9 protein-coding genes are annotated in these 10,524 nt (G+C 73.8%); 2 read left to right on the top strand and 7 right to left on the bottom strand.

What is annotated here, in order from left to right:
- Positions 1-224: 224 nt before the first annotated feature.
- Positions 225-716: an EamA/RhaT family transporter gene (locus tag ACH4PU_RS31895; RefSeq protein WP_398279924.1), complete on the bottom strand. Its 492-nt coding sequence runs from the start codon at positions 714-716 to the stop codon at positions 225-227.
- A gap of 54 nt (positions 717-770) precedes the next feature.
- Complete coding sequence (locus tag ACH4PU_RS31890) at positions 771-1,133, bottom strand: SH3 domain-containing protein (RefSeq protein ID WP_398279921.1); 363 nt, start codon at positions 1,131-1,133, stop codon at positions 771-773.
- A gap of 164 nt (positions 1,134-1,297) precedes the next feature.
- On the opposite strand from ACH4PU_RS31890, the gene ACH4PU_RS31885 reads away from it, so the two are divergent.
- Positions 1,298-3,550, top strand: coding sequence for a PQQ-binding-like beta-propeller repeat protein (locus ACH4PU_RS31885; protein WP_398279918.1), 2,253 nt, complete (start codon positions 1,298-1,300; stop codon positions 3,548-3,550).
- 260 nt (positions 3,551-3,810) lie between these two features.
- Here ACH4PU_RS31885 and ACH4PU_RS31880 read toward each other — a convergent pair whose 3' ends face one another.
- From ACH4PU_RS31880 to ACH4PU_RS31860, 5 genes are all read right to left on the bottom strand, one after another.
- Positions 3,811-4,548 carry a PepSY domain-containing protein gene (locus tag ACH4PU_RS31880; protein WP_398279915.1) on the bottom strand — a complete coding sequence of 246 codons (738 nt, stop codon included), beginning with the start codon at positions 4,546-4,548 and terminating at the stop codon, positions 3,811-3,813.
- Positions 4,549-4,626: 78 nt separating this feature from the next.
- Complete coding sequence (ilvD, locus tag ACH4PU_RS31875) at positions 4,627-6,468, bottom strand: dihydroxy-acid dehydratase (protein WP_398279912.1); 1,842 nt, start codon at positions 6,466-6,468, stop codon at positions 4,627-4,629.
- 192 nt (positions 6,469-6,660) lie between these two features.
- Positions 6,661-7,284: a TetR family transcriptional regulator gene (locus tag ACH4PU_RS31870; RefSeq protein ID WP_398279909.1), complete on the bottom strand. Its 624-nt coding sequence runs from the start codon at positions 7,282-7,284 to the stop codon at positions 6,661-6,663.
- Positions 7,281-8,093, bottom strand: coding sequence for a sugar phosphate isomerase/epimerase family protein (locus ACH4PU_RS31865; RefSeq protein ID WP_398279941.1), 813 nt, complete (start codon positions 8,091-8,093; stop codon positions 7,281-7,283). Before ACH4PU_RS31865 ends, ACH4PU_RS31870 begins: the two co-directional genes overlap by 4 nt.
- A gap of 35 nt (positions 8,094-8,128) precedes the next feature.
- Positions 8,129-9,061 carry a Ppx/GppA family phosphatase gene (locus tag ACH4PU_RS31860; RefSeq protein WP_398279906.1) on the bottom strand — a complete coding sequence of 311 codons (933 nt, stop codon included), beginning with the start codon at positions 9,059-9,061 and terminating at the stop codon, positions 8,129-8,131.
- A gap of 45 nt (positions 9,062-9,106) precedes the next feature.
- On the opposite strand from ACH4PU_RS31860, the gene ACH4PU_RS31855 reads away from it, so the two are divergent.
- Positions 9,107-9,913 (top strand): hypothetical protein, encoded by an 807-nt coding sequence (locus ACH4PU_RS31855; protein WP_398279903.1) that lies wholly within the window; start codon positions 9,107-9,109, stop codon positions 9,911-9,913.
- The last annotated feature ends 611 nt before the right edge of the window (positions 9,914-10,524 follow it).

Genomic DNA, 10,524 nt, shown 5'->3' with positions numbered 1-10,524 from the left:
CTTCCGGCGTGATCACTACTTTAGCGGATTTCCCCGGCGGCGCCTAATCGGCGCCTGGGTCTCAAACCGAACCGAATTCCGGCATGCCGAAATCAGTCCCGTTCAAGGGCCGTGCAGTAGTGGATCCCGCCGAGCTGGCGTGAAGTGCCACCCCGGCTTCCTCGCGGATGCCGTGGCAACTCGGAGAACTCTACACGAGGTTCGGCAGTGCTCGCGCCCGCCCCTCACCGCTGCTTCCTGCCGCCCCGCGCGGCCCGCTTCTCCCCCGCGCGCCGCGACCGCTCCTCGTACTCCCGGCGGTGCAGCTTCTCTCCGGGGGCTTCCTGGAACGCTCGCAGGGACCAGGCGAGGAAGACGCCGATGAAGCCGATCACCATCAGGGACTGGGTGGACTCCCCGCCCCCTCTTTCTCCCCGCTTCTCCCCGCCCCGGACGAACCCCTCCCACGTGCGCCGGAAGGCGAGGGCCGTACAGACGGCCACCCCGACCACCACGATCGTGTTCACCAGTCCGCCCACCTTGGCGATGGCGAGCCCTTGATACCCGAGGCGCAGGACCAGGGTGCCCGCCACGGCGGCGGCCAGGCCGCCGGCGGCGACGGCGGCGCGGCGCCAGGCGTATCCGCCGTCGTGCTCGACCCAGGTCGTTCCGAAGAACCGGATGGGCTCGGGCTCCGGCGGGCCGGCGGGGGGCGTTGTCCGCTTCTGGGTGCTCATGCGCCGATTATTGACCCGGTGGCACCCCGAGTCAGTGTCGATCAATATCGATCGTCACGCGCACCGCACCGTCACGAAGTCGCTGCTTCCGGTTTTCACATAGGCGTCGGATACATACTGACCCGGCGCGATGTTGTCCCAGATGTTCGTCGTACCGCAGGGCCCAGAGACGGTCTCGCCGCGCGTCTGGCAGCGGATCGCGACGCGCGTGTTCTGCGGGAGGATCTTGACCAGCTGACTGCTGGTGCTGGGCCCGCTGCGCACGTTGACCTGGTAGCCGGGGGCCAGCGCGTAGAAAACGGCGTCCGCCGCGGCCTGGACGGACGGTATGGATGACGCGGACGATGCCTCGGTGACGACGGTCCCGTTCTCGGCCGCGCTCCGGTCCTGCTCCTCGACGATCTCTCCGCTGGCCATGGTGCGCCCTCCCCTGTTTCGAAATGACCGTCAAAAGACTGTTGTTGACGGGCCGATGACATGCGCAGGCTAGCAAGGTCGGGCACGTCCTCCCGGGCATCAGGTGCCCCATCGATTAGGCTCCGCAAGCCGCCTATGCGGCCGACACGACACGGGGGTGGGGAATGCCGCCGCTGCGCGATACCGGGAACGGCCCGGAAGCGGAGGATCCGGAGTACGCGGGCCGGTACCGCCTGGAGGGTCGGCTCGGCGCGGGCGGCATGGGGGTCGTCCACCTGGCCCACTCGCCCTCGGGGCTGCGGCTCGCCGTCAAGGTCGTGCACGCCGAGTACGCGGCGGACCCGGAGTTCAGAGCGCGGTTCCGGCAGGAGGTGGCGGCGGCCCGCCGGGTCAGCGGCGCGTTCACCGCGCCGGTCGTGGACGCCGACCCGGACTGCGACCGGCCGTGGATGGCGACGCTGTGCATCGCCGGGCCGACCCTCGCCGCGTACATCAAGCGGAACGGCCCGCTGCCCGCGGACGAGGTGCGCCGGCTGGCGGCGGGGCTCGCGGAGGCGCTGCGCGACATCCACCGGGCCGGGGTCGTCCACCGCGATCTGAAGCCCAGCAACGTCCTGCTCTCCGAGGACGGGCCGAAGGTCATCGACTTCGGCATCTCCCGGCCGTACGACAGCGAGCTGCGGACGGAGACGGGGAAGCTGGTCGGCACCCCGCCGTTCATGGCGCCCGAGCAGTTCCAGCGGCCGCGCGAAGTCGGCCCGGCCGCCGACGTGTTCGCGCTCGCCTCGGTGCTCGTCCACGCGGCGACCGGGCGCGGGCCGTTCGCGTCCGACAGCCCGTACCTCGTCGCGTACCAGGTGGTGCACGACGAGCCGGAGCTGGCGGGGGTGCCGGAGGACCTCGTACCGCTGCTCAGGGACTGTCTGGCGAAGGATCCCGGGCTGCGGCCGACGCCGGACGTCATCATGTCCCGGCTGCCGGAACCCGCGCCGGGCGGGCGGCTCGCCCCCGCCTGGCTGCCGGAGGCCGCGCCCCGGCTGCCGGACGTCCCGTACAAGCCGCCGCCCCGGCCGCCCCGTCGCGCCCTGCGCCCGCCCCGGGCGGAGGCCCGGCCCGCGCGGGCGGACACTCCGGTCACCCATCCCGCCCGGCTCCCGGCCCAGGGAACGGCCCGTGGCGGGGACGAGGAGCCGCCGGCGCCGGTGCGGTCCCGGTGGCGGCGCGTCACATGGTTCGCGGTGGGGGCGGTGGCGACCGTCGCGCTGGGCGTCGGCGCCGGGTGGGCCGTCCGGGAGGCCGACACCGAGGACGAGCCGCTGCAGACCCGGGCCAGCGCCGCGAGCACCGTCTGGCAGCCCTGGCAGATCCCGCTGCCGGGGAAGCCGCCCGGGAAGCCCGGCGAGGCCCGTCCGGCCTTCTGCGACCACTCCGAGGAGGCGCTGTACTGCTCCGCTCCCGGGCTGCTCGCCGTCCGGATCAACAGCTACGACGGCACGGTGGCGTGGCGGCGCGAGGAGGCGGGCCGGCGGGCGGACGCGGCACCGGCGGCCCCGGTCGTCGCCGGCGGCCTGGTGCACGTCCTGTCCGCCGACGGCCACCGGCTGCTCGCCCTCGACGCCGCCTCGGGGCGGCAGCGCTGGTCCGGTGACGTGTCGCGGTACGCGGGGCGGGTCTCCTTCGCGGAGGACACGGTCCTGCTGGTCGCCGACGACGGCACGGTCACCGCGCTGGACGCGCGGACGCACAAGGAGCGGTGGCGGCACGGCATCCCCGGCTTCCGCACCCCGGTCTTCTCCTCCTACGGCACCGGCCCCGCCTACGCCGTCACGCCGTCGGACAACGGGGGGTCCACGCGGATCGTCGCCGTGGACCCGCTCACCGGCAAGACGCTGTGGCAGTGGACGGCGAACGGCAACCTGTCCGTCGTCGGCGCCCGGTGGGACGGCGGGCTCTATCTGACCGCCGCCGACGCGGACAACCGCGTCTCCGCCGTCGTGCGCTACGACCCGTCGGCGCGGCGGGAGCGGCGGGTGCTGCTGAGCGCGCCGGTGATCGCGGCGAGCGCGGTGGCGCGGCGGGACGCCGTCTACGTGCTGTCGAACGACGGCGGGCTGACCTCGGTGGACACCGAGCGGGGGTTGCAGTTGTGGCGGACGGAGACGTCGGTGGCCAACGCGTCGGCCCTGGTGGCCGACCACCGCAGGGTGTACTTCTCGGCGGCGGACGGCCGGCTGATAGCGGTGGACGCGCTCGGCGGCGAGCTGCTCGGCCAGACGAAGCCGCGGCTGGCCAAGGCCGGGCAGGGCTTCCCCGGGGTGCTGCCGCCGCCGGTGGCGGCGCGCGGGAAGGTGTACGGCTCGGCGCCCGACGGGACGGTGTTCGCGCTGAACGGGCGGGAGCCGGAGCACTGGCGTTGACCGGAGCGCTGCACCGCGTCGAGGGGCCACCGCCGCTGGGGCCGGTGGCCTGACGTACGGCGGCGGGCCGGCCGGTCGCGCGGCAGGCCGGTCGCCGCGCGGTGCCGGCCGTCGCGCGGTGCCGGCCGTCGCGGAGCGGTCGATCCGGTGCGATCGGGCCGGCGCGTGCGGCGCGCTTCCGGCCGATGCGGCCCGGTGCCGTCCGATGCGGCCCGGTGCCGTCCGTCGCAGCCAGTGCCGTCCGTCGCGGCCCAGTGCCGTCAGTCGTGGTCGGCGTGCTCCCGCAGGACCGCCCGGTCCGTCGCGTCGATGTCGTACGTGGTCTTGTTCCAGTCGTTCGGGGTCACGACATCCACCTTCCAGATCAGCTTCTTGCCCCCTCCGGTCTTTTCGTCGCCGGTCTCCAGTTCGAGCGTGGTGACCGTCCCCTTCCTCCGGTCGGTGGCCGTCGCGGCGGCGTCGTGCGGGGTGGCGCGGACGGCCTTGAGGCGGTCGGCGCGTTCGCGTGTGTCGGCGCTGTCCTGGCCGGCGTCGGCGGACGACTTCACGACCTTGCCGGTGACGCCGTCGACGACGACGGAGTGGGACGTTCCGTCGGCCGTAGCGACCTCGGCGTGCCACTCGGGCCCGCCGTCCGGGGCGCGTTTCAGTTCGACGGCGAGGAGCTTGCTGCCCGCGACGTCGCCGGTCGCGGCCCGGGCGGCCCGCTCCCAGCCGGCCTTCGCGGCCGGGACCAGTGCCTTGCGCTCGGCCTGGTCCGTGGTGAGCGGCCGTTCGGGGGCGGGGCTCGGGCCCGTCACCGTCGGCGCCCGGGAGCCGGACGGCGAGGCGCCGGCCGACGGGGAGCCGGCCTTCCCGCCGTCGTCCCCGCACCCGGCGAGGAGCAGGCCGGCCGCGGCCGCGCCGCAGACGGCCAGCAGGGCGGCGCGGCGCGGCGGGCGTGCGTAACCGGAGAGGTTGTCGTCCGTACGGTCCTGGTCGGGTCCACTCGGTGCCATGAGTGAACGTTTGGCCCGGCCGCCGCCCTCCATGCTCCGCGACCCGCGCGGATCACCCGGGTGCGCGGTAACGGAGGTTCAGCCCAGCTTGGCGACGTCCCGCACTGCGCCCTTGTCCGCGCTGGTCGCCATCGCCGCGTACGCCCGCAGCGCCTGCGACACCTTGCGCTCGCGGTTCCGGGGCGCGTAGACGCCGCCGAGGGCCGCGCGGCGGGCCGCCAGGTCCTCGTCGGACACCAGCAGTTCGATGGTGCGGGACGGGATGTCGATGCGGATGCGGTCGCCGTCCTCGACGAGGGCGATCGTGCCGCCGGACGCCGCCTCGGGCGAGGCGTGGCCGATGCTCAGGCCCGAGGTGCCGCCGGAGAAGCGGCCGTCGGTGATCAGCGCGCACTTGGCACCGAGGCCGCGGCCCTTGAGGAACGAGGTGGGGTAGAGCATCTCCTGCATGCCGGGGCCGCCCTTGGGGCCCTCGTAGCGGACGACGACCACGTCGCCCTCCTTGACGCGCTTGGTGAGGATGGCGTCCACCGCCTCCTCCTGGGACTCGACGACGACCGCCGGGCCCTCGAACGTCCAGATCGACTCGTCGACGCCGGCGGTCTTCACGACGCAGCCGTCCTCGGCGAGGTTGCCGTACAGGACGGCGAGGCCGCCGTCGGCGGAGTAGGCGTGGGCGGTGTCGCGGATGCAGCCGTTGGCGGCGTCGAGGTCGAGCGTCTCCCAGCGCTCGGACTGCGAGAACGCCTCGGCCGAGCGGACGCAGCCGGGGGCGGCGTGGAACATCTCGACGGCCTCGGGCGCGGGCGAACCGCCGCGCACGTCCCAGCGCTTGAGCCACTCGGCGAGCGAGTCGGCGTGCACGCTGTGCACGTCCTCGTGCAGGTGCCCGGCGCGGTGCAGCTCGCCGAGGATGGCGGGGATGCCGCCGGCCCGGTGCACGTCCTCCATGTGGTACGAGCCGTTGGGCGCCACCTTGCAGACGCAGGGGACGCGGCGCGAGACGGCGTCGATGCGCGACATGCCGAAGTCGAGCCCGGCCTCCTGGGCGGCGGCCAGCAGGTGCAGGACGGTGTTGGTGGAGCCGCCCATGGCGACGTCGAGGGCCATCGCGTTCTCGAAGGCGGCGAGGGAGGCGACGGAACGCGGGAGGACCGTCGCGTCGTCCTGCCCGTACCAGCGGCGGGTGATCTCGACGACCGTGCGGCCCGCGGCCTCGTACAGCTCCTTGCGGGCGGTGTGCGTGGCGAGGACCGAGCCGTTGCCGGGGAGGGCCAGGCCCAGCGCCTCGACGAGGCAGTTCATGGAGTTGGCGGTGAACATGCCGGAACAGGAGCCGCAGGTGGGACAGGCGGCCTCCTCGATACGGGCCAGGTCCTCGTCCGAGACGGACTCGGAGACGGCCTCCGACATGGCGCTGATCAGGTCGAGGTTGGTACGGACCGTGCCGTCGACGAGCGTCGTCTTGCCGGCCTCCATGGGGCCGCCGGAGACGAAGACGGTGGGGATGTTCAGGCGGAGGGCGGCCATCAGCATGCCCGGCGTGATCTTGTCGCAGTTGGAGATGCAGATCAGCGCGTCCGCGCAGTGCGCCTCGGTCATGTACTCGACCGAGTCGGCGATCAGGTCGCGGGACGGGAGGGAGTAGAGCATGCCGCCGTGGCCCATGGCGATGCCGTCGTCCACGGCGATGGTGTTGAACTCGCGCGGCACGCCGCCCGCCGCCTTGATCGCCTCCGAGACGATCCGGCCGACCGGCTGGAGGTGGGTGTGCCCCGGCACGAACTCCGTGAAGCTGTTCGCCACCGCGATGATCGGCTTGCCGAAGTCCTCGCGCGCTACACCCGCGGCGCGCAGAAGGGCTCGGGCGCCCGCCATGTTGCGGCCGTGGGTGACGGTACGGGACCTCAGCTCGGGCATGTTCGCTCCGCTCGTCGTGGTGTGGGTTCGAGGGTACGTGGGGGATCCGTGATCCGGACACGGTTTCCGGGATGTGAGATGCGCCCGGGTCCCGCCACCAGCCCGTCCGACGTTTGAGGACGAGCGGCGAAGCCGCGACAAGCGGGGTCTGGGGCGCAGCCCCAGGAAACGGCGAAAGGGAGGGACCGGGGCCTACCCACCCCCCTCCAAATGCCGCTGCACCGCCGGCGCCACCATCCGCACCACCGCGTCGAACTCCGCCGAGGCCAGCGGCTCCACCTTGATCACATGCCGCAGCATCACCACCCCCACCAGATGCGCCGCCGCGATCTCGGAGCGCAACTGGGCGTCCGGGATGCCCAGCCCCCCGGCGATCCGCAGCATCAGCCGGTGCGTGACGAGGTCGCGGAAGACGCCGGCGGCCGTCTCGTTGGCGACGGCCGAGCGGAGGATGGCGAGCACCGGCTCGCGGGTGACGGGGTTCTCCCAGACTCCGAGGATGAAACGGGTGATGCGTTCGCCCGCGTGCTCCCGGTCGCCTTCCAGCAGGACGTCCGGCGCGGGCAGGGCGGGTGCGAAGGCGACCTCGACAGCGGCCGCGAACACCTGCTCCTTGGGGCCGAAGTAGTGGTGGACGAGGGCGGGGTCGACGTCCGCGCCCCGCGCGATGGCCCGGATGGACGCCTTGTCGTAGCCGCGCTCGGCGAACTCCGCGCGGGCGGCGGCGACGATGCGTTCCCGGGCGCCGGGACCGTTCCCGGCCTCCGCGCGGGGCGGCCGGCCGCGCCGTCTGGGCGGAGGCGAGGGCGCGGTCACGGCCGCGCCGCGCCCGTCGGCGAGGCGAGGTGCAGCCGGGTGAAGGCCAGCGCCTCCGCCAGGTCCGCCTCCCGCTCGGCGGCCGACATGGCCCGCCGGGTGTTGACCTCGACCACGATGTGCCCGTCGAAACCGCTGACCGCCAGCCGCTCCAGCAGCTCGGCGCAGGGCTGCTTGCCGCGCCCGGGGACCAGGTGCTCGTCCTTGTTGGAGCCGTTGCCGTCGGCGAGGTGGACGTGCGCGAGCCGGTCACCCATTCGGGCGATCATGTCGAGCGCCTCCGTACGGGCCGTCGCCGTGTGCGAGAGGTCGACGGTGAAGTGCCGGTAGTCGTCCTTGGTGACATCCCAGTCGGGCGCGTAGGCGAGGAGTTCGCGGTCCCGGTAGCGCCAGGGGTACATGTTCTCCACGGCGAAGCGGACGTCCGTCTCGTCGGCCATCCGCCAGACGCCGCGCACGAACTCCCGGGCGTAGGAGCGCTGCCAGCGGAACGGCGGGTGGACGACGACCGTGCTCGCGCCGAGCCGTTCCGCCGCGGACTTCGCCCGCTGGAGCTTGACCCACGGATCGGTCGACCAGACGCGCTGCGTGATCAGCAGACAGGGCGCGTGGACGGCGAGGATGGGAATCCGGTGGTAGTCCGAGAGTCTGCGCAGGGCGTCGACGTCCTGGCTGACCGGGTCGGTCCAGACCATGACCTCGACGCCGTCGTAGCCCAGACGGGCGGCGATCTCGAAGGCCGTCGCCGTGGACTCCGGGTAGACCGAGGCCGTGGACAGGGCGACCTTCGCATCCGGGATGCGCACCACTGGCTCTGTCACGAAGGACAGCGTACGACCGCCCGTCACACGGCGGGCAGGTGGTCCAGTCGTCGCAGGATGACGCCCTCCCGCAGCGCCCACGGGCACAGCTCGACCTCGTCCACCCCGAACAGGTCCATCGCCGCCTCCGCGACCAGCGCCCCGGCCGGCAGCTGCGGGGCCCGGCCCGCCGAGACGCCGGGCAGCGCGGCCCGCTCCTCGGGGGTCATGGCGGCCAGCCGGGGTACCCAGTCCGCCAGCGCCTCGCGGGTGAGGACGCGCTGGGCGAGCAGCCCGGCGGCCGAGCCCGGGGCGCCGGCGATGCGGGCGAGCTGCTTGAACGTCTTGGAGGTGGCGACCGCGTGGTCGGGGGCGCCCAGCCGGGCGAAGTCGCCGACCGTCCGGGCGATCTCCGCGCGGACGTGGCGGCGCAGCGCCCGGACGTCCTCGGGGCCGGGCACCGGGTCGGGGAGGCGGGAGGAGGTGAGGCGGCCGGCGCCGAGGGGGAGGGAGACGGCGGCGTCGGGGTCCTCGTCCTGTCCGTAGGCGATCTCCAGGGAGCCGCCGCCGATGTCGAGGACCAGCAGCTTGCCGGAGGACCAGCCGAACCAGCGGCGGACGGCGAGGAAGGTGAGCCGCGCCTCCTCCTCCCCGGAGAGCACCGACAGCCGGACGCCGGTCTCCTCGTGGACGCGGGCGAGGACGGCGTCCGCGTTGGGCGCCTCGCGGACGGCGGAGGTGGCGAACGGCAGGACCTCCTCGACGCCCTTGTCCTCGGCCGCCCGGAGCGCGTCCCGGACGACGTCCACGAGCCGCTCGACGCCGGCGTCGGTGACGGCCCCGGAGCCGTCGAGGAGCTCCGCCAGACGCAGCTCGGCCTTGTGCGAGTGGGCGGGCAGCGGGCGCGCGCCGGGGTGCGCGTCCACCACCAGCAGGTGGACCGTGTTCGATCCCACGTCCAGGACACCGAGTCTCATGCCGTGCACGCTACTGGGACCGGTGGGGACACATAGGCTTGAGGTGTGGCAAAGACGAAGAAGGCGAAGCCCGCCGTGAAGCCCGCCCGGCAGCAGAGCGCGCCCGACGAGGTCGGGCTCGACTTCGCCCGCGCCTGGGTCGAGTTCCCGGACCCGGCCGACGACGAACAGGTCTTCCGCTGCGACCTGACCTGGCTCACCTCCCGGTGGACCTGCGTCTTCGGCAGCGGCTGCCAGGGCATCAAGGCGGGCCGGGCGGACGACGGCTGCTGCACGCTGGGCGCGCACTTCTCCGACGAGGACGACGAGCGGCGGGTGGCCGGCCACGTGGCGCGGCTCACCCCCGACGTCTGGCAGTTCCACGGCGAGGGCACCTCGGCGAACGGCTGGACGCAGCTCGACGAGGACGGCGAACGGCAGACGCGCCGGTGGAAGGGCTCCTGCATCTTCCAGAACCGCCCCGGCTTCGCGGGCGGCGCCGGCTGCGCACTGCACCTCCTCGCCCTGAAGGAGGACCGGGAACCGCTGGAGACCAAGCCGGACGTGTGCTGGCAGCTGCCGGTCCGGCGGACGTACGACTGGATCGACCGGCCCGACGACACCCAGATCCTCCAGGTCACCATCGGCGAGTACGACCGCCGGGGCTGGGGCCCCGGCGGCCACGACCTCCACTGGTGGTGCACCTCCGCGCGCTCGGCGCACGGGGCCGGTGAGCCGGTGTACGTCAGCTACCGGGCGGAGCTGATGGAGCTGATGGGGAAGAAGGGGTACGCGCGGCTGGTGGAGCTGTGCGAGGAGCGGATGGCTTCGCTGCTGCCGATGGCTCCGCATCCGGCGGATCCGGTGGGGTGAAGGTGCCGGCGTTTGCTGGCGTTTTCCGGGGCTTTCCGGGGCTTTCCGGGGTTGGTGGGCCTGCCGGGCCTGCCGGGAGCTGCGGGGCGATATGGGGTCTGGGGCCGGGGATCGGCCTGACCGGGCGAGCCGGGCGGGTCGACCGGGCTGGGCGGGGGCCCGCGCGAGGCTGAGCGGGCTGGGCGAGGCGGCCGAGGCGGCACGCCAAGACCGGGCCGGCGTGCGGGGGTGGGTGGGCCTGGTCTGGCCCATCGACCGCGAGGCCCCGGGCCGGGCCGGCGTACGCAGGCGGGGCCCTCTCTCGCCGCACCGGCCGCACAAGCCCCCAGGCTAGGACCGGCCTGCGCAAGCAGAGCCCTCTCCCGGCCCCCACCGGCCGCCCGGTCCCGGGCGGACAGCCCTGCCTGCACAGGTGGAGCCCTCCTCCACCCGCCGCGCAGCCCCAGGACGGACCGGCTAGGAGGGCGGGTGTTCCACGCGCGGGGCGCGTACCCGCCGCCAGGCTGGGTGGCCGTTGGGAGCCAGACACCCACTGGGACCGGACGCCCGTTGGGGAAACGTGAACGTGGGTGCCCGTCGGGGACCAGGGTCCGTCGGGGACCAGGGGTCCG

The sequence above is a fragment of the Streptomyces sp. NPDC021100 genome (assembly GCF_044333095.1).
Lineage (GTDB): Bacteria > Actinomycetota > Actinomycetes > Streptomycetales > Streptomycetaceae > Streptomyces.
The sequence above is the reverse complement of the archived record's forward strand: the minus strand, read 5'-3'. Positions and strand labels throughout refer to the sequence as shown.

Bases quoted from the DNA above. Each gene is read 5' to 3' on its own strand.
- ACH4PU_RS31885 (WP_398279918.1), top strand. From the start codon at position 1,298: ATGCCGCCGCTGCGCGATACCGGGAACGGCCCGGAAGCGGAGGATCCG.
- ACH4PU_RS31860 (WP_398279906.1), bottom strand. From the start codon at position 9,061: ATGAGACTCGGTGTCCTGGACGTGGGATCGAACACGGTCCACCTGCTG.
- ilvD (WP_398279912.1), bottom strand. From the start codon at position 6,468: ATGCCCGAGCTGAGGTCCCGTACCGTCACCCACGGCCGCAACATGGCG.
- ACH4PU_RS31880 (WP_398279915.1), bottom strand. From the start codon at position 4,548: ATGGCACCGAGTGGACCCGACCAGGACCGTACGGACGACAACCTCTCC.
- ACH4PU_RS31890 (WP_398279921.1), bottom strand. From the start codon at position 1,133: ATGGCCAGCGGAGAGATCGTCGAGGAGCAGGACCGGAGCGCGGCCGAG.
- ACH4PU_RS31895 (WP_398279924.1), bottom strand. From the start codon at position 716: ATGAGCACCCAGAAGCGGACAACGCCCCCCGCCGGCCCGCCGGAGCCC.